General features: G+C 27.5%; 23 protein-coding genes. 10 read left to right on the forward strand and 13 right to left on the reverse strand.

Features of this window, described 5'->3' with window-relative positions; genetic code table 11:
• Positions 1-51: 51 nt before the first annotated feature.
• The 6 genes from GQX97_RS03950 to GQX97_RS03975 form a co-directional block, all read right to left on the reverse strand.
• A complete protein-coding gene (locus GQX97_RS03950) occupies positions 52-807 on the reverse strand; it encodes an ABC transporter ATP-binding protein (protein WP_157150644.1) in 756 nt (251 codons plus the stop codon).
• A gap of 12 nt (positions 808-819) precedes the next feature.
• Entirely contained in the window at positions 820-1,809 is a 990-nt protein-coding gene (locus GQX97_RS03955) for an iron ABC transporter permease (protein ID WP_157150645.1), read from the reverse strand.
• Positions 1,810-1,813: 4 nt separating this feature from the next.
• A complete protein-coding gene (locus GQX97_RS03960; RefSeq protein WP_157150646.1) occupies positions 1,814-2,704 on the reverse strand; it encodes an ABC transporter substrate-binding protein in 891 nt (296 codons plus the stop codon).
• 121 nt (positions 2,705-2,825) lie between these two features.
• On the reverse strand, positions 2,826-4,496 hold the full coding sequence (locus GQX97_RS03965) for a S1 RNA-binding domain-containing protein (protein ID WP_157150898.1): 1,671 nt from the start codon (positions 4,494-4,496) through the stop codon (positions 2,826-2,828).
• A 46-nt stretch (positions 4,497-4,542) separates the two neighbouring features.
• Positions 4,543-5,223: a (d)CMP kinase gene (gene cmk, locus GQX97_RS03970; protein WP_157150647.1), complete on the reverse strand. Its 681-nt coding sequence runs from the start codon at positions 5,221-5,223 to the stop codon at positions 4,543-4,545.
• A 114-nt stretch (positions 5,224-5,337) separates the two neighbouring features.
• Positions 5,338-5,811, reverse strand: coding sequence for a hypothetical protein (locus GQX97_RS03975; protein WP_157150648.1), 474 nt, complete (start codon positions 5,809-5,811; stop codon positions 5,338-5,340).
• Positions 5,812-5,943: 132 nt separating this feature from the next.
• On the opposite strand from GQX97_RS03975, the gene GQX97_RS03980 reads away from it, so the two are divergent.
• From GQX97_RS03980 to GQX97_RS03990, 3 genes are all read left to right on the forward strand, one after another.
• A complete protein-coding gene (locus GQX97_RS03980) occupies positions 5,944-6,936 on the forward strand; it encodes a hypothetical protein (protein ID WP_157150649.1) in 993 nt (330 codons plus the stop codon).
• 74 nt (positions 6,937-7,010) lie between these two features.
• Positions 7,011-7,937 carry an RNA polymerase sigma factor RpoD/SigA gene (locus GQX97_RS03985; RefSeq protein ID WP_157150650.1) on the forward strand — a complete coding sequence of 309 codons (927 nt, stop codon included), beginning with the start codon at positions 7,011-7,013 and terminating at the stop codon, positions 7,935-7,937.
• Positions 7,938-8,040: 103 nt separating this feature from the next.
• Positions 8,041-8,904 carry a hypothetical protein gene (locus GQX97_RS03990; RefSeq protein ID WP_157150651.1) on the forward strand — a complete coding sequence of 288 codons (864 nt, stop codon included), beginning with the start codon at positions 8,041-8,043 and terminating at the stop codon, positions 8,902-8,904.
• 87 nt (positions 8,905-8,991) lie between these two features.
• On the opposite strand, the gene GQX97_RS03995 is transcribed toward GQX97_RS03990, so the two are convergent.
• The 5 genes from GQX97_RS03995 to GQX97_RS04015 all read right to left on the reverse strand — a co-directional run bounded on the left by GQX97_RS03995 (position 8,992) and on the right by GQX97_RS04015 (position 16,121).
• The gene (locus GQX97_RS03995; RefSeq protein ID WP_157150652.1) at positions 8,992-10,080 is read right to left on the reverse strand and encodes an iron-containing alcohol dehydrogenase family protein; all 1,089 of its coding nucleotides are present in this window, start codon (positions 10,078-10,080) and stop codon (positions 8,992-8,994) included.
• 22 nt (positions 10,081-10,102) lie between these two features.
• Entirely contained in the window at positions 10,103-11,143 is a 1,041-nt protein-coding gene (locus GQX97_RS04000; protein WP_157150653.1) for a GGDEF domain-containing protein, read from the reverse strand.
• 70 nt (positions 11,144-11,213) lie between these two features.
• Positions 11,214-12,179, reverse strand: a complete 966-nt coding sequence (locus tag GQX97_RS04005) for a DNA methyltransferase (protein ID WP_157150654.1) — start codon at positions 12,177-12,179, stop codon at positions 11,214-11,216.
• A 9-nt stretch (positions 12,180-12,188) separates the two neighbouring features.
• Positions 12,189-13,733: a glutamine-hydrolyzing GMP synthase gene (gene guaA, locus GQX97_RS04010; RefSeq protein WP_157150655.1), complete on the reverse strand. Its 1,545-nt coding sequence runs from the start codon at positions 13,731-13,733 to the stop codon at positions 12,189-12,191.
• 162 nt (positions 13,734-13,895) lie between these two features.
• Complete coding sequence (locus GQX97_RS04015) at positions 13,896-16,121, reverse strand: glycoside hydrolase family 2 protein (RefSeq protein ID WP_157150656.1); 2,226 nt, start codon at positions 16,119-16,121, stop codon at positions 13,896-13,898.
• 193 nt (positions 16,122-16,314) lie between these two features.
• On the opposite strand from GQX97_RS04015, the gene GQX97_RS04020 reads away from it, so the two are divergent.
• The 6 genes from GQX97_RS04020 (at position 16,315) to GQX97_RS04040 (ending at position 21,649) form a co-directional block, all read left to right on the forward strand.
• The gene (locus GQX97_RS04020) at positions 16,315-17,400 is read left to right on the forward strand and encodes a cell surface protein (RefSeq protein ID WP_157150657.1); all 1,086 of its coding nucleotides are present in this window, start codon (positions 16,315-16,317) and stop codon (positions 17,398-17,400) included.
• A gap of 74 nt (positions 17,401-17,474) precedes the next feature.
• Positions 17,475-18,839, forward strand: coding sequence for an NAD(P)H-dependent oxidoreductase (locus GQX97_RS04025; protein WP_157150658.1), 1,365 nt, complete (start codon positions 17,475-17,477; stop codon positions 18,837-18,839).
• A gap of 107 nt (positions 18,840-18,946) precedes the next feature.
• The gene (locus tag GQX97_RS14775; protein ID WP_198391196.1) at positions 18,947-19,102 is read left to right on the forward strand and encodes a hypothetical protein; all 156 of its coding nucleotides are present in this window, start codon (positions 18,947-18,949) and stop codon (positions 19,100-19,102) included.
• A gap of 50 nt (positions 19,103-19,152) precedes the next feature.
• Entirely contained in the window at positions 19,153-19,815 is a 663-nt protein-coding gene (locus GQX97_RS04030) for an ankyrin repeat domain-containing protein (RefSeq protein WP_157150659.1), read from the forward strand.
• 48 nt (positions 19,816-19,863) lie between these two features.
• On the forward strand, positions 19,864-20,745 hold the full coding sequence (locus GQX97_RS04035) for a ScpA family protein (protein ID WP_157150660.1): 882 nt from the start codon (positions 19,864-19,866) through the stop codon (positions 20,743-20,745).
• Positions 20,738-21,649 carry a DMT family transporter gene (locus GQX97_RS04040; RefSeq protein ID WP_157150661.1) on the forward strand — a complete coding sequence of 304 codons (912 nt, stop codon included), beginning with the start codon at positions 20,738-20,740 and terminating at the stop codon, positions 21,647-21,649. The genes GQX97_RS04035 and GQX97_RS04040 overlap by 8 nt, the downstream gene beginning before the upstream one ends.
• Here the strand turns inward: GQX97_RS04040 and GQX97_RS04045 are convergent.
• Positions 21,639-22,517, reverse strand: a complete 879-nt coding sequence (locus GQX97_RS04045) for a hypothetical protein (RefSeq protein ID WP_157150662.1) — start codon at positions 22,515-22,517, stop codon at positions 21,639-21,641. The genes GQX97_RS04040 and GQX97_RS04045 overlap by 11 nt on opposite strands.
• A 5-nt stretch (positions 22,518-22,522) precedes the next feature.
• Positions 22,523-22,942, reverse strand: coding sequence for an Rrf2 family transcriptional regulator (locus GQX97_RS04050; RefSeq protein WP_157150663.1), 420 nt, complete (start codon positions 22,940-22,942; stop codon positions 22,523-22,525).
• 126 nt (positions 22,943-23,068) lie between these two features.
• On the opposite strand from GQX97_RS04050, the gene GQX97_RS04055 reads away from it, so the two are divergent.
• Positions 23,069-23,845: a protein-ADP-ribose hydrolase gene (locus GQX97_RS04055; protein ID WP_157150664.1), complete on the forward strand. Its 777-nt coding sequence runs from the start codon at positions 23,069-23,071 to the stop codon at positions 23,843-23,845.
• The last annotated feature ends 5 nt before the right edge of the window (positions 23,846-23,850 follow it).

Consider the following 23,850-nt stretch of genomic DNA (forward strand, 5'->3'; position numbering starts at 1 on the left):
ATAGATAATTCAGTTTTTTAATAAAAAATATTCTAAAAAATCACTTTTTAATTACTTCCACATATTTAAAGAATCATGCATATACTTAGATATATTAGAATTATATAATTTATCAATCAGACTAACATCAAAATCTTTAACTAAACCATAATAATATAGTGAAGAATCTTTTAATATTAGTATTTTATTTGCAAAATATAAAGCACCATTTAAATCATGAAGCACAGCAACAATGCATCTATTTTCATTTTCTAATACCCAATTTTTTAAATCGTTTATTAAATCTAATTGTATATTCAAATCTAAATGATTGGTAGGCTCATCTAAAATTATAATGTCAGGCTCTTTTGCAAAAATGCGTGCCAAAAACACCCTCTGAAGCTCCCCTCCAGAAATTTCAGTTATAGGTTTATCTTTTAAATACAATATTTTTAATTTCTCTAAACAACTCAAAACAAAATCTTTATCCTCTTTGTTTGGTAAGGATAAAAGCCTATCTTTAAAATTAAGATACCTCCCCATCATCACAGTATCATAAACGCTATATCCAAAATATATATTGTATAGCTGACTCATCATAGCTATTTTTTTATATAACTCATTATAATTTTTTTGATTATTTATAAATATATCACCCTTAAAATCAACAAAATTACATAAAGCATTTAATAAGCTAGTTTTCCCGCACCCATTAGGCCCTATTATACACAAAATATCATTACTATAAACCTCAAAACTAATATCTTTTAATATGTTTATATTATTGTAAGAAATATAAAGATTTTTAACTTCTATAATTTTTTTCATAAACAAATAATCCTAATTTTTAATAAAAACATACAAAAAGAAAGGAGCCCCTATAATAGCAGTAACTATACCTATTGGAATATTAGAACCAGAAATAATAACCCTCGAAAATATATCAGCAATATTCAAAATCAAAGCCCCAATTAAAGCACTCATAGGAATAACTATAATATGCTTAGCCCCAAAAAGACGCCTTGCAATATGCGGAGATATTAAATCTATAAACCCAATCACCCCAACAAAAGCAACCAAAACTCCAGTAACCAAAGAAGATAATAATATAAATAATATTCTATACTTTTTAGCATTAATTCCAAGAAGCATACTCTCTTTATCTCCAAAAGTCATAATGTCTAAAATATTAGATTTTTTTACTAAAACAATAAGAAATATTATAGTTAATAATATTATAATAAAAATATCAAAATAATTCCTAACAAATAAATTACCCAACTGCCAAAATATTATCTGATTAGAATACTTAGGAAAAGCATAGGCAAAAAAACTCATAATAGAGCTAAAAAATAATGATATAACAACCCCCGCAAGTATTATAGAATTGCTGCTGATATCTTTATCTATTTTTTTTGAAATGAAAAGTATAAATAGTATTGTGATAAATCCAAAAAGAACAGAAAAAATTATAAAAAAGTAATAGTTAAAATATATACCGCTAATTATAATTAAACTCACCCCCAAACCTGCCCCAGAAGATATACCCAAATTATACACAGAAGCTAAACTGTTTTTTAATATAGACTGCATAACAATACCTGTCATAGATAAAGAAGCACCCACAAATAATGATAAAATAATATGCGGAAGTCTTATATTAAATACAATATTTATTTTATTTATATTTTCAACAAAACCCAAATTAAATAGCTTATATAACACTATAGAGATTACTTCTTTAGGCGAAATAAAAACGCTTCCTATACATATTGATGTTATAATAGATGATATAAGTAAAATAAAAATTATTATTATTTTTTTTATCATAATTTTATTTAATATCCTTATATTCTTCTGGATAAATATATTTAGCCATTAATATTATAGAAGAAACTATATTATGCGTTGGAAGAGATGTTCCTTCTACAAAAAATACTTTATTATTTTTTACAGCATCAATATCTCTCCAAGCAGGCCTATTAGTTATTTCTGCTACAGGGTTATCTACATAATCAACACTTGTAAAAATTATATCAGGATTTAAATATACAACATCTTCTTCAGATACATTTATCCATTCATTTCTGTTAGAAAAAATATTCTTAGCCCCTATAATGTTAATAATATCATCTAAATAAACATTAGTGCCAAAACTATATAAATTTGGAAGAGAAGATATCTCAAAATAAACAGTTTTTTTGTTTGTGATAGTGCTGCCTATATCTTTTATCTCTTTTATTTTTGTACGCATATTATAAACAATTTCTTGAGCCTTATCATCAGCATTCAAAACATTGCCAAAAAAATATATATCATTTTCTATACCTTTTAGAGTTTCACTGTTTGTAATTGTTATAATTGCAATATTAGAGAATGAAAGAATAGAGTTTTTGGTGTAAAATGCAGTGAGATTATTTATAAATATAATGTCAGAGTCAAGAGAAATAATTTTTTCTGCATCTGGGTTTAACATATCAAAAATATTAGAAACATCTATATTATTTTTTTTAAGAATATCTTTTGAAAAAGTGTCAGTAGCTATTATTTTATTAGCTACATCCAAATCAATCAATATATCAGTAACAGCAGGAGAGAGTGATATTATTTTTTCTATTTTTTTGTTTTGAATTATTGTATTGTTTTTGCTGTTATCATTAATCTCATTTTTAGAACATGAGCATATTGATAAAATAAAAATAATAAAGAAAAAAAGCTTATACATAAAACACAATAATCAATTTTATGATATAAGCAATTATTTGTCAATTTATATTTAATGATAATAAAAAAATAATTCTAAAACCATAAATATACTTATGATTTTAGAATTATAAATATATAAATTAGTTTTTAATATTATCGAAAGGATTATAAGTTAAAGAAGTAGGCTCTTCTTTAGAAATATAGTTTTGAGTTTCTTTTTTGTTTTCAGCTTCCATATACTCTCTTCTAGAAAGCGATATTCTTCTTTTTACCTGATTAACTTCTCTTACAACAAAAGGATAACTCTCTCCAACTTTAAGTACATTTTCTAAACTCTCACCCTTAGGTAAATCTATTTGAGAAATATGCATATATCCTTCTAAATCATTTTCTAAAGAAACAATAACTCCAGAATCTATAATAGCCTTAACAGTACCATTAACTATAGAGCCATGAGGATGAGCCTTGTCAAATACTCTCCAAGGACTTTCTTTAGTATGTTTATAGCTAAGTTTAATTCTTTGCTTATCTCTGTCTATAGACATAATAACCATTTCAACTTCTTCATTTTCTTTTATATAATCTTTAATATTAACAGTATTGTTCATCCAATCAAAATCACTAATATCACATATACCCTCAAGACCATTAGGAAGTTCAAATACAGCAAAGTCTTTGAATATTCTTTTTACCTTACATTTTACAGAACTCTTAACAGGGAAATCTCTATCAGCACTGTCCCAAGGATTATCTTGAACTTGTTTTAATCCTAAAGTTAATTTTCTCTCAGGTACATTCATATCAAGAATTTTACATTCTAAATAAGCACCAACCTTAACAAAATCATTAGGATTATTAACATGAGAGTTCCAACTCAAATCAGAAACATGTATAAGCCCCTCAACTCCATCGTATACATTTACAAAAGCACCAAACTTTTTAACGCTAGTAACTTCACCTTTAATAATATCTCCAACATGATACTCTTCAACAAACTTATACCAAGTGTCTCCCTCAAGCTGTTTAATACCTAAATCAACTTTTCTTTTTTCTTTATCAACAGATAAAACTTGGAACTTTCTCTCTTCACCTTTAGTAATAATGTTTTTAGGATTAATAATCTTAGCCCAAGACATATTTGGTATAGCAAGGAAACCGTCTAAACCTTCTGTTAATTGTATAAAAGCACCGAATTTCTCTATGTTTTTAACTTTTCCTTCTACTATATCGCCTTCTTTCAAATTTGATAAATATTCTTCTATTACTTTATTTTGAGTCTCTTCCTGTAAAGCTTTTCTAGAAACAACAATATCTTTATTACCTTTTTTATCAATAATCTTAAATTGAAACTCTTTACCTATATAATCAGCCTCTTTAATTCCTCTAGCAATATCAATTTGAGAAAAAGGACAAAAAGCATTATGTCCCATTAAAGAAACGGTAAATCCGCCCTTAATAGCCTCTTTAACAACACCATTTATAGGAGCAGCATTTTTTACAGCGTCCTCTATTAAATCCTGTGCCTTTCTCTTATCAATCTCTCTCTTAGATAAAATAACATAGCCTTTGCTATTATCTTGCCCCTTTATTACAGCCTCAATCTCTTCACCCTTAACAGGTTCTTTATCAAACTCATCTCTATTTATTTTACCTTCAACCTTATAATTAAAATCTATAAAAACATCAGTGTCATCGAATTGAACTATTTTTCCGCTAATAACACTTCCAAGTTTAAAGTGCGTTTTATTGTCACTCTCCTCTAATGCCTTAAGAAATTCATTTTGTTGTTCTGATAAATTATTATCTTCCATCATTCTTCCCTCTCCCTCCTGAACTTAAAATCAGGTTAATATCTAATTATTCATTAGACTTTTTATTAAAAACCACATCTGTGATTTTTTGTACAACTTCATCTATAGTCATATTTGTAGTATCTATAATAATAGCATCTTTAGGTACCACTAGGGGACTATCTTCCCTATTAGAGTCAAACTCATCTCTTTTTTTTATACTATCAAGCACTTCTTCAAAAGTTATATCTTTACCTTTTTGTATTTCTTCTTCATATCTTCTTTTAGCTCTAATTTCAACAGAAGCATCTATGTAAAACTTATATTTTGCAAGAGGAAAAACAACACTTCCTATATCTCTGCCGTCTACAACATATTCACCGTTTTCAGCAATGTCTCTCTGTAAAGAAACCATGCTTTTTCTAACTGCACTAATAGAAGATACTTTAGAAACCATATTAACAACTTTTATACTTCTTATTTCTTCACTAACATCTACATCATTTAAGTATATTTTGTTGTCATTGTCAAAACTAATTTTTAAATCGCTGATAGCAGATATGATCTCATTATCATTTTGTATATTAACGTTTTTATTTAAAAAAAATAAGGTTACAGCCCTATACATAGCACCAGTATCTAAATATTTATATCCTAACTTCTTAGCTACCAACTTAGCTACTGTACTTTTACCAGCACCTGAAGGACCATCTAAAGATATTATTTTATATACTTTTAAGTCAGACACCTATAACCTTTATTTAAAAACTTTAATACTAATAATATATCATAAATAATTATAATTGCAAATATTTTAAAAGAAAAAATAAAATAATTAACTGATTAAAAAATTAAAGATTTACTAAATATAAAAGTTAAAACCAATATACATATGAGTATCAAAATTAAATTTATTATATGATATAGAAATATTTCTAATCATATTATTATAATAGTTTTGCATAGTACTTGAATATTGATAAAATACAGAGAAGTTTTTACTTTTACTAGCAAAAACTTCTATCTCTTTTAAAGTTCTATAAAAGGCTAAGTAGTAAACCTTAGTGTTCACATTTGGAGAATATGCTAACATATTATACAATTCAAAAACAACATCTAGTAAAAATATTTTATTAAACCATATAGCTTTGCTGGTCATAGGAAAATCTAATATTCTTAAACTTTGAGAATATTCCACATAGTTTATATTATTTATATCCACATAATTCCTATTAAACTTTATATATTCCCTAGGATAAAAACTATATTCCAATGAATATATTTCTGATATAAAAAATGCCAAAAATATAATAAATACTCTTAATAACAAACCCATAATATTAATCAATTTTAAATTTTCATATATTGTATATTATAAATATAAAAATTTAAAGCTTTTTATTATACTCTATTGACAAAAATTTTTTATAGCTTAAAATGAACATTGTTCAAGACATTGGAGGATTTTATGAAACACACTATTCTAATAATATTTATTCTAAGTATGCATATAATATATGCACAAGGAACTGATTCAATAAAATTAAAAATGGATACATACGAAACAAATACAAAATTGAAATGGAGCTATAACCCTTTTAAAAATTATGAAACAGACAGATACTTTTCTTCTTGGGCTGATCCTAATGCCTACAACAGCAGTTTTTTCATGGGAACAATTTTTAATATAAAAGAAATGTATAAAAACCCTAATTTCAAATTTGATAATATGGACTTTTTTTATCAGCCTACTCTAGCAACAGAAGTAACACCTATATCTTTTAAATATATGGATATACACAGATTTAAAATTGGAGTTGGTTTTTTAACACATTTTTTCTTATCTAAATACAAAAATGGTACTAGCCAATATTATGGACAAAGCTTGATGTATGGTACTTATATGCAGGTAGAGACATTTTTTGACTATATATATAATGATACTCTAAGATTTAGATTTACTCCTTTAAGGCATATATGTGCCCATATTGCGGGAGATATACTTGGAGATGAAACTCTATATGATAGAACAACAGAAGAGTTTAGGGATAGCGGTTTTGAACAGATGCAATTTTCTTTGCATTATAAATATTCTTGGTTTACATTTTATGGAGGCAGCTATTTTGCAATCACTGGATTTAAAAAGTCGAATTTTGTTAATTTATTTGGTATATTTTCTGGGATTGACTTTAGAGTACCAATATGGGGAGAGATTAGTTTTATAAGCAGTATATATTTAGCTGCAAATTTAGATGAAATAAATACTGTAAAAAGAGAATATAATAAATATACAATACTTAATTCCTATAATGAGTGGACCCCTAGCATATCGGTAGGAGTTGGTTTTGAAATATATAGAGTAATAATAGGCTTAAAATATGAATATGCACGTTCAAAACAGTTATATGCTTATAGAAGCATGGAAAATAAAATAGGAATAGAAGCAAGTTTATACTTATAACCTTGACAATTTTTAAAAATCTTTTATTCTATATATATTAAATTTTTATATTCTTTTGATAGGAAAAATAGCACTTGAAAAAAGATATTAACGAAGAATACAAAGGTCCTGTCAGCGTATATCTAAAACAAATAGGTGAAATACGCAGACTCACAAAGGAAGAAGAATTAGAATTATGGCAGCGTCTTGAAGTGTGCCGAGAAGATAAAAAAAAGCTAATAGATGAAGGCGAAGAAAAGTATTCTAAAGAAATTGAAGAGATTGATAAAGAAATAGATTCTATTCAGCATAAATTAGTAAAATCAAATTTAAGACTCGTTATTAGTATTGCAAAAAGATATTATAATAGCGGAGTTCCATTTATAGATATAATTGATGAAGGGAATATTGGCTTAATAGAGGCGGTAAAAAGGTTCGAGTATAGAAAGGGATTTAAGTTTTCAACATATGGGGTATGGTGGATAAAACAAAGTATAGTTAAAGAAATATCAAGCAAAAGACATATTATAAGATTCCCAATGCATATTGCAAGATTAATAAAAAAAAGCATACAAATATCAAAAAACCTCACACAACAGCTTGGCAGAGAGCCTTCAATAGATGAAATAGCAAAAGAAATGAAAATAGATAGAAAAACACTCTCATCTATAATAATATTCACTCAAGAAACAGCAAGTGTGGATTCTTTCTTTAAAAACTCTGATAATAATGATATGACTTCTTTTATTGAAGACAAACATTTTCCTTCGCCTCATCAAGACGCCTTTATGGAAAGTTTAAGAGATACTTTAACAGAAGCATTAAAAGCTCTAGATGAAAAAGAAAGAACCGTAATTATAGAAAGATTCGGACTCTATGGAAAAGAACCTAAAACATTAGAAGATACAGGAAAAGAATTAAATATCACAAGAGAGAGAGTAAGACAAATACAAATAAAAGCTCTTAAAAAATTATCAGGTCTTAACTTATCCAAAGAATTAAAAAGCTTCCTTTGGGATTAATATATTGTTGGATTGACATATTTTTAATTATTTTTTTATAAAACATTTTTATTATTATCCGAATTAATTTGCATATATTGAAAAAATTCTAAGGATATCATATATGCCAAACGAAATAAAAACAAAATTAAAACCAGTGATAATAATTCTTTTAATATTAATAGTAGCTGTTGCAGGATTTTTTATTGTAAGAAGTATATTAAACAGTAAAGGAATGCCTAATTTGGACTTCCCAGAAACAAATACAACAGAAACAACAACTGATACTACTATAGATGATATATTCGGTGAAGATATTACACAAGAAGAAAAAGATTTCCTATCTACAAATCAAACTATTGACCCTACTATAACAGAAACTAATATAAATACAAATAACAACGCTATAGCATTAACAGAAGATGGACTATATGAAGCTAATAACAATATAAATATACCAGATATAGCACCTCAGCCTACTCAAAAACCCTCTTCTGGAAGCTCTGCATATATTTATGACACTACAGGAACAGTAGTTGTAGAGCCTAATACAGGAAATAATCAAACATTAAATAATACAGCAATTAATAATCAAGCTGTTAATATAAGCTCTTTTATAATAAACTATAATGACAGATTTGTTGCTTCTAGAAGCGACCCATTATTAATAACTTTAGCTGTAAAAACACCTCCTCAAGGTAAATTTGCTAGAATAAGATTTTATGCTAGAAGAATAGATGATAATTATAATATTTTAAGCAGAGATTTAATATTCTATCTTCCAAAAATATATGTTATAGACGGACAAGCACAAACTCAGTTCTATTTTGCAGGAAGAAAATCTCCATTAAGCGGCGGACAATATTTACCTAAAGGCAGATATTTATTATATGCTGAGGCTGAAATAACAGATTCTAATGGACTTCCTGTTGGAAAAACTGGAAGATATCCAATGCCTCAATGGAATTATGTTATAACATTAAGATAAAAAATATAGTTAATAAAAATTAAGCTCTGGAGAAAAAAATCATTACTCCAGAGCTTTTTATTTTTTAATTAAATATTAAATAAAAAATTATAATGCTTTTTTTATATTATATTCTTCAAGTTCTATCATCGCATTAATTATCATATCTTTAGTAATAGGATAAGGCGAAACCTCCAAATCTTTTGAAACATATGCCCCATCTAAAACTCTTGATAATTCTTCATCTTCTAAACTTATATCTTTTATACCTATTGCTTTTATTGAAGTTGGAAGAGATAAAGATTTATTAAAATTAAAAACTTTTTCAAGTTCATCAAATTGTTTATCCATAGTTAAAAGCAAAAGTATGCCATAAGCTACAAGCTCTCCATGAAAATACTTCTCGCCTATTTCTTTTATTCTTGTAAGGCCATTATATACAGCATGAGGCAATGATATATGATAATCATCTCTCATAGTAACAGATGTAAGCCCTGTAGTATATACTATATGTAAAACTACTCTATTAAAATCATCAGTAGGCTTTTTGTTTTTAAAATCATTAAAGGCTTTTAAAGAATATTTTATTATATCATTAGAACATTCTTTTATTATTTCATAACCTAAAAAATTTTTATAATCAAAAACTTCATTTCTTGTAGAAAATAAAGTTTCATATTGCTTAGACAAAGCATCTCCCATACCAGCAACAAAATATCTCTCAGGAGAGTTTAATATAATATCTGTATTAATAAAAGTGTGAATAGCGGGTCTTTTTTCGGTATACAAATCCTTATAAGAATCATCACTATTATACATAACAGATAAACTTGTAACCGCCGCACAATTAGAAGCTAATGTAGGAAATGTAAATAAAGGCTTGTTTATCATATCACAAAGTGTCTTAACAGTATCAACACAGCGTCCTCCGCCAACAGCAAAAATCATATCCGCTTCTTTTATCTCTTTAATATTTTTAAGCATCTCAACATTCTCATAGCTAGCAACCCCGCCATAATAAACTTCAGCAGCTATTTTTATGTTTTTTAAGCTCTTTAATAAAATATCTCTTGAAGCACTTAAAGATTTTTTTCCAGAAATAATTACAGCATTAGAACCATAATTTTTACATATATCATCTATATAGTTATATGCATCGCTTCCAATAGTATAATTTGGCAAAAATAAACTTTCCATAAATAATCCTTATAATAATATACTATTTTTTATTAAATATTCTATCATCATATATGATAACTTTGTTTCTGCCTTGATGTTTAGCCTCATACATAGCCATATCTGATTCTTTTACACTTTGAAATATTGATATTTTTGAATTATGCCTATATTCAGATATACCTATACTAACAGTAATTTTTATATCCTGAGATTCATAATTAAAAACTTTCTTTTCAATAGTTCTTCTAATTCTCTCTCCAACAGTATATGCTTCATCCTTATTAGTATTAGGACAAATAATAACAAACTCTTCGCCTCCGTATCTAAAAGAAATATCGCTTCTTCTAAGTATATTATCAGATGATGAAGTTAATAAACGCCCTATTTCATGCAACACTAAATTGCCGCAATCATGACCGTATATATCATTTACATTCTTAAAATGATCCAAATCCATAAATATAAGTGATATAGTATATTTATAACGTTTAGCTCTTTCCGCTTCCTCTTCTATAACCTTATAAAAATATCTTATATTATATAAATTAGTAATATGGTCAATTATTGATTGTTCATTTAATATATCTATCTCTTTTTTTAACTCTTTAATAAATCTATCTTTTTCTATAGAAGATTCAAGTTCTATATTATCTACACTAAGTTTTATATTTCTTATTTTTAATTTAATAATAACATCATATAAAGTATATATATCTACTATACCTATAGGAAAATCTTTATCATCAACAACAACGGCATAATCTAGTTTTTTATCTATCATCATATCAAACACATTATTTGTATTAGCATTAAAGGATACTTTTATATAATTTTTAGAAATGAATTTAGATATATTTTGATGAGCCATGCAGTCTATGTTCTTTTTTTTCATTTGCTTTGACATTGCTACAAGCAAATCATTATATATAATAACACCAAAAATTTTTTTATTGGCATTTGTAACAACGAAGATTTTTGGAGGATTTTTTGATGATATAGAAATTAAATCTTGAAAAGTGGTATTTTTGTATATTATTTTGACATTATCAGCTTTAATGTAATTTATGATATCAACATGCATATAATGAGTCTTTAATCAAAAAATATTAAAAATACTGTATTTATTTTAACATAAAATCATATTTTTTCAATTATTTTTTTAGTTTATTTTGAAGCTGCATTGTGTTTCTTTCCCAAAAAATATTATTGGTGTAGCCTTGTATTTCTTTGTTTTGTTTTGCAAGCTCTATTCTTTTTTCTGCCCAAGCACAATATGAGGGGTTTTGCTCTATACCTGAGTAGTTTCTGCCTAATTTCTCTGCGACAACAGAAGTAGTACCGCTTCCTAAAAAAGGGTCAAATACAAAATCATTTTCATTTGAGCTAGCTAATATTAGTTTTGCTATTAATTTTTCTGGTTTTTGTGTGGGGTGAGCTGTATTTTCAGGCATCGACCAATAGGGAATGGATATATCGTCCCAAAAGTTAGATGGATAAGTATCTCTAAAGTTGCCATCTTCTGTTTCTATCCAATCTTTTGGCTTTCCTTCTATCTTATATGGTGCTATTACTTTTCTTCTTATTTTTACTTTATCTATATTAAAAGTATATTTATTTGATAGTGTTGCAAACCATATATCTTCCATTCCATTTTTCCAATTATTTTTTGCCCCTCTGCCCTTCTCTCGCTGCCAAGTAATTCTGTTTTGTATGTTAAAATATTTCTCTAATACATTGCCTATCACAAGACTTGATTTCCAATCACAGCATACATATATTGTGGCATTTTCTTTTAATATAGGAATAATACTTTCTACCCATAAATGAGTATATTTCTCATAGCTTAAATTATCTCTGTCTTTAAACTCATATCCATGATAGTTTTTTGATATATTATAAGGAGGATCAACTATCATTAAATCAGCTATATTTTTTTCTATTTTTTTTAATACATCAAAAGTGTTGCCATTTATAGTTTTATTTATAATATCTTCTTTTTTGTATTCTTTTATATCATCATTATCTATAATGCATTTATTTAAATAAACTTTTCCTTCTTTTGTATTTATATCAAAATCAATAGTTTTATTTTTTACCGATTTAACTTTTGCATCCATCTATTTATATTATTCCCATTCTATAGTAGCAGGCGGTTTTGAAGATATATCATAAACTACTCTATTAATACCTTTAACTTCATTTATTATTCTGTTTGATATTATACCCAAAACATTATAATCAATCTTAGCCCAATCAGCAGTCATAGCATCAACACTCTCAACACATCTTACAGCACAAACCTGCTCATAAGTGCGACCGTCACCCATAACGCCGACACTTTTTACAGGAAGAAGTATAGCAAAAGACTGCCATAATTTTCTGTAAAGCCCTGCCTTTTTTATCTCGCTTACAACTATATCATCAGCCTCTTGAAGTATTTTTACTCTATCTTCTGTAATATATCCTAATATTCTAACCGCTAAACCCGGACCGGGGAAAGGCTGCCTGTATACTATATCTTCAGGTAATTTTAATTCTAAGCCAATCTCTCTAACTTCATCTTTAAATAATTCTCTAAATGGTTCTAAAAGTTCAAATTTCATGTCCTTTGGAAGCCCCCCTACATTATGATGGCTTTTTATAACTGCAGAGCTTCCTCTTAATGATACACTCTCTATAACATCAGGATAAAGTGTGCCTTGTGCTAAAAATCCTACATTCTCAATTTTTTTAGCTTCGTCGTTAAACACGCTTACAAATTCATGACCTATTATTTTTCTCTTCTGTTCTGGGTCTGTAACACCAGCTAACTTATCTAAAAATCTCTTTGAAGCATCAACATAAATTAAATCAATATTAAAATTATCTCTAAATACTTCAACAACCTTTTTATCTTCATCTTTTCTTAAAAGCCCATTATTAACAAATATACATTTTAATTGCTTTCCTATAGCTTTTTCTATTAACACCGCAGCTACAGAAGAATCAACTCCTCCAGAAAGACCCAATATTACATTTTTATCTCCTACAGTTTCTCTTATTCTTTTTATTTCATATTCTATAAAAGAACCCATATTCCAATTTCTTTCGCATTTACAAATATTAAATAAGAAATTTTCTATAATCTTTATTCCGTTTTCTGTATGAACAACCTCAGGGTGAAATTGTATAGCATAAATATTTTTTTGTTTGTTTTCTATAGCAGCTAACTCTGTATTAGGTGTCTTTGCTATAAGTTCAAAACCTTCAGGAATGGATTTAATACTGTCCCCATGACTCATCCACACTACATTGCTTTTACCAAATGATTTAAATATGCTTTCATGATTAGTTATTTCAATTTCAGCTTTTCCGTATTCGCGTTTTTCTGCACTTTCAACTTTTCCGCCCATAGAATAAACTATTATCTGCATACCATAACATATTCCTAATATTGGCACACCAAGTTCAAATAGTTTTTTATCTACTTTAGGAGCATCTTCTTCATATACGCTTGAAGGACCACCTGAAAGTATTATTGCTTTTGGGTTAAACTCTTTTATAAAATCTATTGAAACATGAAATGGCTGAATCTCTGAATAAACATTTAATTCCCTTATTCTTCTTGTAATAAGCTGTGTAAACTGTGAGCCGAAATCTAGTATTAAAACTTTATCAATATTGTTTTGCATATTTTCCTCTTTTTTAAAATAAAAACATGATTTATTATTTATCTAAGATTAATTAGACAATATTATATTAAAACAATAAAATTTCAATTAATAGTTATCATAATATTTTGATAAATATGCATGGTGCATTATTTTTGTATAATAAAAACTATTTAATAATATTTATTTTACTTTAATTTCTATAGTTTTAGTTTTTACTCTGCTATTTGCAACAGTTACTGTTATAGAGCCTTTCTTGTTGTTGGATTTTACCCAGAAAGAATAATATCCTCCCTCAAGTACAGGGTTATCATTTCCTATTAAAGAACCAGAGCCTTTAACCTCTATTTTTATAGCTTCGTTAATATATGGAAGTCTGTTTCCTATAGCATCAACTGCCTTTACTGTTATTCTTGTAGCGTCCCATGCAGAACCATTGCTTACTGCATTGATTTCTTTATCATCAGCAGTTATTTCCAATGCTTTAAAAGTAGGATTTTTTAAGAAATGTTTCTCTATTACAGCCTTACCATCTATATATCCTACAACTTTAGCATCTTCCCAATTCATAGCACTAACACCGGGAATATTTCTCTCCATCTGTATAATAACAGGAGCATGTTTTAAACCTTGATATTTAGCAGAAGCAGGATATTCTTTTGCCAATAATTCATTCTTATAATAAAACTCCACATAATCGCAATTTGTAGCAACCATTAAAGGAGATATTCCGCCTATAGCTCTCTCACCTCTTGCATATATAGTAATAGGCTCTAATACAACACCATATTTTTTACTCATCTGTGAAGAATATACGCTTGCAGCCAATTTTTTATTTCTAAACATATCGCAAACACCATGATAACATATTCTGTCTCCAGAACCAAAATCATAATGTGTATGATAATCAAAAGCACACCAGCCAGTAGAACCAGATATACTGTCATCTATAGCAACAGCATTAATAACATCAAAATGTCTTTTAGTATGTTCAATCAAACGCTCTTCAGAGTCTTGCATCTTTGTAGGGAACATATGTCCATTATATTCTGTTATCATATAAGGTACATTTTTATCTAATTTTGTTACAAACTTTTGAGCTCTTATAGGGTCATTAATTCCATCGCAATTAAAATCATTCATAGTATACACATCTTCTAATAGCTCACTTCCCATTATATATCTAACACCGCCTGTTTGTCTTGTTTTATCCAACTTATGAGCTACTTTATTAGTTTCTTTATAGAAGCTATGATTATCCTGACTCTCATTAATTCTCACTCCCCATATAATTATAGAAGTATGATGAAAATCTCTCTCTATCATATCGCGTACATTTTCTATAGCAACACTCTGCCACTCTTTATCTCCTATATGCTGCCATCCGGGTATCTCTTCAAAAACCATTAAACCTATTTCATCACATCTGTCTAAAAAATGTCTTGAAGCAGGATAATGTGAAGAGCGTACTATATTAAGTCCCAAATCAAATTTTAGTATATCAGCATCTTTTTTCTGCATTCTTTCAGGCATAGCATAACCAACATAAGGAAAACTCTGATGTCTGTTTAATCCTCTTAATTTTATTTTTTTGTCGTTCAAAAAGAACCCGTCTTCTCTAAACTCAACATCTCTAAAGCCCATTTTTATATTAACAGCATCTTCATTAGAAAGAGAAGCCTCAAGTCTATAAAGTCTAGGATTATCAATATCCCAAAGCTCTATTCTATCACTATTAATATATTCTTTTATGTTTATATCAGTAAATAATTCATCTTTTTTTAGACTAATTTCTTTTTTTATCTCGCATATATGATACGCTCTGTTATAGAGATTAATAAATAAAGTTTCTTTCTTATTTTCTTTTTTGCTGTTTCTTATTCTCACTTTTCCAGTAATATTTTGTTTAGCATCTCCTATCACCATAACATTCTCTATAGAAACTTCATCAACTACAATAATTTGTACTTCCCTATATATACCGCCATAACATAAATAATCTATCTCATTTCCAAAAGGAGGAATATCTTTTCTCTCTGTGCTATCAACTTTAACTGCTATAATATTTTCTCCATCAACTAAAGAATCAGTAATATCATAAACAAAAGGTAAATATCCGCCCTTATGTTCGCCAAAACTTTTTGAATTAACAAATACTTCTGCAGCAGCCATTACACCTTCAAAGTTAATTAAAACTCTCTTATTTATAAAATCTTTCTTACTATAATTAAATATATTTTGATAACCAGCAATAAGCCAAGTATCAGATTCATCAAAATAATGAAGAGGTATTTCTTTTACAGTATGAGGTAAAGTTACACTTGTTGTTTTTATAATGGTGTTTTTTATATCATCACTCCACTTTTCTAAAAACTTCCAATTAGTGTTAAAATCAATTACTTTTCTCATAATATGTTACTCCGATAAGGATTATTAATTTTTATTAAAGATAGATTTTATATTTAAATAAGAAAAAATCAATTACAATTTTATCATTTTTTTACAAATAACTAAAAAAAATAAAATTATACCCATAGGCTTGAAAAAAAAAATCTTATATTATAAACTACTATATATTTTAATGAGAGAGAGCGGTTAAAAGATGAAAAAAGTTATTATAGCACTATTATTTATTTTTAGTATTAATGTATTTGCAATAGACGACATGTTAGACAAAGATAATATGCATAACCTTATAGACGGAGTAAACTCTACAAGAGCTGGAAGCGATAGAATAAGCACAATTTATAACTTTTCTCCACTTATGAATCATAATACACCTTTTAAACTTGGTGTTTCTTTATTAGATTTAAGATATATGTTTGATAATACAATCACAAACTCTCAAGGAGAGCAGAACTTTGCAATATTACCTAAAGGATTTATTGGCTTAACTTATGGCATATTTGGTATAGGTTATCAATTTAATTTATATAATAATTTAAATGAAAAAAACTCTCCTATAATATCTACACACTCAGCATCTTTTGGTTTTGCAACAGATAAATATAGATTATCACTTCCTGTGTCTGTTGGTGTTGCTGATGGAAGCCGTTATGGTGCTAAATTAGCTATAAGCACAACTCCTAAATTTTCGTTTTTATTTAGAGGCGGTATATTAGATGAGTTTACAATCTCTCTACATTACGGAATACAATTATCTTCTATAACAAACAATGTAGCAGATACTTCAGTTGCTCCTATGGTAATAGGGGGTAGTTTATACGGTACCGTTATGCTTTCAAGATTTGACAGTGCTCCTATACAGATAAGTTTACCTATAAAACTTGCTTTCTATTATGGTATAAAGAGCAGATGGGCTACTATTGATGCAGCTTATGCTGAGGATATGTTATTTAATTATTTATACAATGATGACGGAGAGCGTGCTACAGACAGTATGCGTTTTTATATAATGCTTCCTGCAAAATTTGAATCTAAACTCGGAGCTTTATATTATTACATAATGCCAAGATTAATGTTCGAAGGAAATATTTATAAAACTACAGGACTATACAAGCTCTATTATGGTATAGAAGGCGAATTACAAGTTACATTAGTAGAAAATCTTACATTAGGTCTTACGGCATATGCTGATGGTCAAGGTTTAATGCGTAAAGATAGAGATTTTGAAATAAATAATGCTTTTGGAGCTGGAATAGACATTTGGGGTATATGGAGATACTAATATTGTAATTTTCATTTAATAAAATATAATACTCTCTAAGAATAAAAAAGAAGAAAAAATAGGGAGTATTATAAATGAATATTTTAGTTATAAATGGAAGCCCTAAGGGAAATAACAGCATTACTTTACAAACATTACTTTTTTTAGAAAAATCTTTTGAAAGTCATAAATTTTCTTTTTTGAATGTTGGTCAAAAAATAAGACACTACGAAAAAAACTTTAATGAAATAGAAAAAGAAATTAATAAAGCAGATATAATAATATTTGCCTACCCTGTTTATACTTTTTTGGTACCATATCAATTACATAGATTTATAGAATTATTAAAAGAAAAGAATCTTGATTTATCTCAAAAATACGCCACACAACTATCAACTTCAAAACATTTTTATGATACAACAGCTCATAAGTTTGTAGAAGAAAATTGTTTGGATTTGAATCTTAAATACATAAGAGGTTTTTCTGCTGATATGGACGATTTGCTTACTGAAAAAGGTCAGGAAGAGGCATTATCATTTTTTAATTATTTAATATTTTCTGCTCAAAACAATATAAACATAAACTCCAATAATTATAACAATAAAGAGAAAATTAATAATATTTATAAAAGACAAATTGAAAATCAATCTGTTAAAGATGAAAACAAAGATGTTGTTATAGTTACAAACTGTGCTAAAGATGATACTAATTTAAGAAATATGATAGAAGATTTTAAGGCTATGTTTAATTACAGCACAAGAGAGATAAACATTAGAGAGTATAAATTTCATGGCGGATGTATGGGTTGTTTTGGCTGTGCTATTACAGGCAAATGTGTTTATAAAGATGGTTTTGATGAGTTTTTAAGAAGAGAGATACAAAAGGCTAATGCTATTATTTATGCTTTTACTATAGAAAATCATTATACTCATTCTAGTTTTAAGATTTATGAAGATAGACAATTTTGCAATGGTCATAGAATGGTAACTGAAGGTATGCCTGTTGGATATATTGTAGCGGGTGATTATGAGAGAGAATATAATTTACAAACACTCATAGAAGCACGTTGCGAGGTTGGCGGCAATTTCTTAACTTATGTGGCAAACGATAAACAAAACAACACTTTAGAAGAGCTAAAAAAACTCTCTAACACCATGAATTATGCTATAATAAATAAATGCTCACGCCCTAAAAACTTCTACGGCATAGGTGGAATGAAAATATTTAGAGATTTAATATATATTATGCAAGGAATAATGAAAGCAGACCATAAATATTATAAAAAACATAATGTATATGATTTCCCTCAAAAACAAAGAGGAAAAATGCTTCAGATGAAATTAATAGGCTCTTTAATATCTATTCCGAGTGTACAAAAAAAGATGAGAGGCAAGATGAATCAATATATATTAATGCCGTATAAAAAAGTAATAGATAAAACTTATAAAAAAATAAATTAATAATTATTGCAAATTAATAATATTACATAATTTTTTTAGTATTGTTTTTATTATAAGTTTATAATAAAATATAATCATTATTACAAATTTATTTTAGGGGTAGAATAATGATTACAGGTATATCAGCAACTAGCAATACCAATAAATATGTGCAAAGCATAGGCGGTGTGGAAGTTACAGTTACAACCGACTTTGCTGAAAAAACTACAACTATAAATGTAGCTGCCAAAGTAACAGGCGGTGCTTTAAATGTTGAAGCTTAAAACAAATATTCATAATTAATTATTTTAACAATATAACTTTTTGGAGATTTATGAAAAATGTTTTTTGTGTTATATTGCTTATATTCTCTTGTAAGCTTTATTCTTTAACAGATGATGAAGTGAAATTTTTAAAAGCATGTGAAAATGGAAAATATGAAACTGTTGTAACTATGTTAGATAGAAAAGTTAATGTAAATGTTACGGCAGAAGACGGACTTACTGGTTTAATGCTTGCTTCACATAAGGGATATCCTAATATAGTAAAACTTCTTATACGCCATAATGCTGATGTTAATATAGTAGATAGTGTTGGATATAATGCTTTAATATTTGCTGCTTCAGAGGGAAGAAATGATATTGCAAAAATGCTTATAAAGGCAAAGATAAATGTTAATGCCAAAAATAGCTATGGAGAAAATGCTTTGCATGTTGCTTCATATAAACTCTATAGTAATGTTGTACAAACTTTAATTGATGCTGAAATAGATATTAATGCTGTAAATAATGATGGGGATAATGCTTTGATGATGGTTTTTATGTCGGCTGCTACAAGGGAAGAGATGATGCCTACTATTGAAATACTATGTAAAAACGGAATAGATGTTAATGCTAAAGATAATAATGGAGAATCTATAATAGCATATATAAGGGCTAACTACAAAAAAGGAGATGCTTTAATAGAATATTTAAAGCAGTATGGGGCTGTAGAATAATTAATACGCTTGAATTTTTATATTTTTATTATATATTATATATCAATTATGGAAAATAATATAAATGAAAATACAAATGTTCAGCCTCAGGAACAAAAMTCTAATGATGATGCTGCACCATTGCMTAATAATGAGTTTAAAGTTTCTCTMTCAAGCATAGAYTATGAAGGCCCCCTTTCAATACTTTTTGATATGCTTAAAAGAAGCGAAAAAAATATATACGAAGTTTCAATATTAGAAATAATTGACCAGTTTATAGAATATTTAAAAGAGCAAGCAGCATTAAATTTAGATTCTACAGGTGAGTTTTTGGTTGTAGCTTCAGATTTTCATTTATACAAATCTAAAATGTTACTTCCTCATGATATGGACGATGATAAGTTTACAGACAGGCTTAAATTTGAAATAGTAGAGCAAATGCTTGAGTTTCAAAGATATAAAATGGTTTCTGAAGAACTTGACAAGCTTCAAGAATATTCGGACTCTATATTTGAAAGAAAGGATACGGAGAGAGTTAAGTTTTTTCAAAATAACAGCAGCAGTGAAGATAATGAAATGGCTTGGAAAGATGTTACTCTTTATGATTTGGTATATGCTTTTACAAAGGTGCAATTTGTGCCTGAAACTGATTTGGCTGTTCTTTCTGGTATGTCTAACTTTCATATAGATAATGCTATTGATATGATAAGAATAAAATTATCTGAAGAAGAAGTGTTTCCATTTATAGTTTTATTTAAAGATGGTGTTACAAAAAGACAGCTTGTTACATTCTTTCTTGCTATGCTTGAGCTTGTTAAGGAAAAAGAGATTTTATTAAAACAAGATATAAAATTTGGTGATATTTACGTCTTTAAAAGAAAAGAAGACTATAATAATAATAATAATAATAATAATAATAATGAACCTAATCAGGATTTAAATAATGAATGAAAATAAATTTAACAATGGATATATTTTTGCTATATTAGCAGTTATAATATGGAGTACAAATTTTGTAGCTGCTAGATATCTCGTAGGATTATCCCCTATAGAAATATCATTTTACAGATGGCTTGTTACTTTTTTAGTATTAACTCCTTTTTGTATAGTAAGCTTAATAAAAAATATTCATTTAGTAAAAGGTTCATGTGTAAAAATAATAATAATTTCAATATTGGGAATAACTATTTTTAATACTTTTGTATATTTAGCAGCACATACTTCTAATGCCACTAACATGTCTTTAATAGCAACATTATCCCCTATAATAATTGCTATAATAAATAGAATTATATGGAAAAAACATTTAAGCAAACCTCAAAAATACGGGCTATTTATAATTATTTTGGGCGTTGTTATTTTACTCACAAAAGGAAGCATAGAAGTTATAAGCAAATTAAAGTTTTCTATAGGCGATTTATATATGATTTTCGCTGTAACATTATTTGCAATATATACTATAACATTAAGAATTAGACCAAAAGATTTTCCTCAAACTACTTTTTTCTATCTTATGGTAACAATAGGACTTATACCTTTACTGATATTAATGATTCCAAAATATGTTAGCCATCAAGCACATGTTTTAAACTTTAATTCAGCACTCGTACTTATATTTATTGGAGTATTTCCTTCTGCTTTAGGATTTATATTTTGGAATATAGCAGTATCAAAAATAGGAGCAATGAAAGCTAGTATAATATATGATTCTGTACCTTTCTTTTCTACAATTGGTGCTATTATTTTACTTCATGAAAAGCCATATATAGCACAAATAATAGGAGGAGTTTTAATATTAATCGGAATAATATATTCATCTGTTGCTGATAATAATAAAAAAATAGCTACGAAATAATTTTATGTATTGATTTTTCTATTATATCCATTTTCTCTTCATATGCATTAGTGCCTTCTATTCTCTGAATGCCGTCATAAGCCTGCCATAATGACACTAATGATATATAATCTTCATCTCTATCTTCCTCTTTATAATTACCATACACAATAGATGAAAGCACGCATTCAAAATCAGTAGTTATTGACTTATATATATTTATAGCCTTTTCATTATCATCAATCTCTTCAAAACAAATTGCGGTTTTTATCAAATCAGGCCCAATTAATGCCCTATAGTCTTGCATAACATTAGCAGTAATATAACTTTTATAATGCATAACCTCTGCCCTGCTTCTAGCATCTCCCGCAATCTCTGAAAAAGTGGATAGTACATCAAAAATATTTCTATACACCGAAGAAGATTTTATTATATTAATTTTATCTTTCTCAAAATTTGAAACTAAATTATGTGATATTACAGATATAGATTCATAAATATCTTTTATTATTATATTTAATTCTTCTTGATACTTGCCAAAATATAAAGCAAAAATAAACCTTACAAAATCACCATATAATAAAGCATTATTTATATTTGTATCGAAAGTGATATTTTTAATAGAGTTAATAGTTTTGTGTTTAAACAATTCATCTATAACTTTTATCACACTTCCATCATCATAGTAATGAATCTTTGAATATTCTGACACAAATAGTTCTATAGGATTCAACTTTCTTTTATTATTATCAAAACTAAACTCTCTTAAATATGATTCTATAGTTGATCTAGCTAAAAAAGTATTAGAAGTGGATATTGCCTTTAATATATCAGAATATTCCCCTTCAAATAGTTCTTTTTTTAATTTTATAATATCTTCATTAAGCATAAAAATCATTCCCTCATATCATTAAGTACATCTTTTAATGTAATATGTTTTAATTTATCTTCCATAGCCTTTTGAACAATTTCAAGTTTTGGCCGCAGTGATGAGGTGATTTTTTTTCCAACAGGGCATTTTTTGTTTGGATTTTCATGAAAGCTAAATAGATTATCATCATCTAAACTCTCTACAGCATTAAATATATCGAGCAATGTAATATCTTCTATTTTCCTATTTAATGAAACCCCGCCTGTTCCTCTTTTTACCGTGATAATGTCTGCTTTTTGTAATTGTATTAAAATATTTCTTATTATAACAGGATTAACATTAACACTTCCTGCAATAAGATTAGAAGTCATTTTCTCATCTTTAAAATATACAATACAAACAAGAGTGTGAACTGCTATTGTAAATCTTGAACTAATCTTCATAAGAATATCCTTGAATAAAATTATAATACATTTATTTTATTAATGCAAGAAAATTATTGTAACACTTGACATTACATTAAAACAATATATCATTGTAATAATAACTATTACAATAGAGGTGTATTAATGGATAAACTATTATTTTTAATAGACTTTCTTATGAAAGAAAAGAATTATAAATATGATGAAGATTTAAATAACGCCATAAAAGAAAAAGATGAAGAAAAATTATATAATTATTTTAGATGTTTGATGAATATAAGAAGCCCTGATAATATAAGCGAAGAATATTTACAAATAGAAGATGAATATTTGCAAGAGAAGCTTAAAAGTAAAAAGCTAACTAGTATAGATGATATAAAGCCAATAAAAAATAATTTATATATATGGCAAGGAGATATAACAACTCTAAAAATAGAAGCAATAGTAAATGCTGCTAACTCTGCTATGCTTGGCTGTTTTGTACCGCTTCACAAATGCATAGATAATGCAATACATAGTGCATCAGGAACTAGGCTAAGATTATATTGCAATGACATTATGAAAGGCAATCTTGAAAAAACAGGCGGATGCATCATAACTCCAGCATTTAACCTCCCTAGTAAATATGTTTTGCATACAGTGGGGCCAATAATAGAAAATGAAGTTTCAAAAAATGATGAAGGGCTTTTATATAAGTGCTATAAATCATGCTTAGAGACAGCTAAAAATAATAATATAAAAAGTATAGCTTTCTGCTCAATCTCCACAGGAGAGTTTAGGTTTCCAAATGAATTAGCTAGCACTATAGCGGTTAAAGCCGTGAGAGATTTTTTAGACAATACTGGGTACAATATAAAAATAGTATTCAATGTATTTAAAGATTTAGACTATAAACTTTATAACAATATTTTAAATAATTAGAAGGT

This window comes from Brachyspira sp. SAP_772, assembly GCF_009755885.1.
Taxonomy (GTDB): domain Bacteria; phylum Spirochaetota; class Brachyspiria; order Brachyspirales; family Brachyspiraceae; genus Brachyspira.

Excerpts from the sequence above, each read along its gene's own strand:
- GQX97_RS03950 (WP_157150644.1), bottom strand. The coding sequence starts at position 807 with ATGAAAAAAATTATAGAAGTTAAAAATCTTTATATTTCTTACAATAAT.
- GQX97_RS03955 (WP_157150645.1), bottom strand. The coding sequence starts at position 1,809 with ATGATAAAAAAAATAATAATAATTTTTATTTTACTTATATCATCTATT.
- GQX97_RS03960 (WP_157150646.1), bottom strand. The coding sequence starts at position 2,704 with ATGTATAAGCTTTTTTTCTTTATTATTTTTATTTTATCAATATGCTCA.
- GQX97_RS03965 (WP_157150898.1), bottom strand. The coding sequence starts at position 4,496 with ATGGAAGATAATAATTTATCAGAACAACAAAATGAATTTCTTAAGGCA.
- GQX97_RS03975 (WP_157150648.1), bottom strand. The coding sequence starts at position 5,811 with ATGGGTTTGTTATTAAGAGTATTTATTATATTTTTGGCATTTTTTATA.
- GQX97_RS03980 (WP_157150649.1), top strand. The coding sequence starts at position 5,944 with ATGAAACACACTATTCTAATAATATTTATTCTAAGTATGCATATAATA.
- GQX97_RS03990 (WP_157150651.1), top strand. The coding sequence starts at position 8,041 with ATGCCAAACGAAATAAAAACAAAATTAAAACCAGTGATAATAATTCTT.
- GQX97_RS03995 (WP_157150652.1), bottom strand. The coding sequence starts at position 10,080 with ATGGAAAGTTTATTTTTGCCAAATTATACTATTGGAAGCGATGCATAT.
- GQX97_RS04000 (WP_157150653.1), bottom strand. The coding sequence starts at position 11,143 with ATGCATGTTGATATCATAAATTACATTAAAGCTGATAATGTCAAAATA.
- GQX97_RS04005 (WP_157150654.1), bottom strand. The coding sequence starts at position 12,179 with ATGGATGCAAAAGTTAAATCGGTAAAAAATAAAACTATTGATTTTGAT.
- guaA (WP_157150655.1), bottom strand. The coding sequence starts at position 13,733 with ATGCAAAACAATATTGATAAAGTTTTAATACTAGATTTCGGCTCACAG.
- GQX97_RS04015 (WP_157150656.1), bottom strand. The coding sequence starts at position 16,121 with ATGAGAAAAGTAATTGATTTTAACACTAATTGGAAGTTTTTAGAAAAG.
- GQX97_RS04020 (WP_157150657.1), top strand. The coding sequence starts at position 16,315 with ATGAAAAAAGTTATTATAGCACTATTATTTATTTTTAGTATTAATGTA.
- GQX97_RS04025 (WP_157150658.1), top strand. The coding sequence starts at position 17,475 with ATGAATATTTTAGTTATAAATGGAAGCCCTAAGGGAAATAACAGCATT.
- GQX97_RS14775 (WP_198391196.1), top strand. The coding sequence starts at position 18,947 with ATGATTACAGGTATATCAGCAACTAGCAATACCAATAAATATGTGCAA.
- GQX97_RS04030 (WP_157150659.1), top strand. The coding sequence starts at position 19,153 with ATGAAAAATGTTTTTTGTGTTATATTGCTTATATTCTCTTGTAAGCTT.
- GQX97_RS04040 (WP_157150661.1), top strand. The coding sequence starts at position 20,738 with ATGAATGAAAATAAATTTAACAATGGATATATTTTTGCTATATTAGCA.
- GQX97_RS04045 (WP_157150662.1), bottom strand. The coding sequence starts at position 22,517 with ATGCTTAATGAAGATATTATAAAATTAAAAAAAGAACTATTTGAAGGG.
- GQX97_RS04050 (WP_157150663.1), bottom strand. The coding sequence starts at position 22,942 with ATGAAGATTAGTTCAAGATTTACAATAGCAGTTCACACTCTTGTTTGT.
- GQX97_RS04055 (WP_157150664.1), top strand. The coding sequence starts at position 23,069 with ATGGATAAACTATTATTTTTAATAGACTTTCTTATGAAAGAAAAGAAT.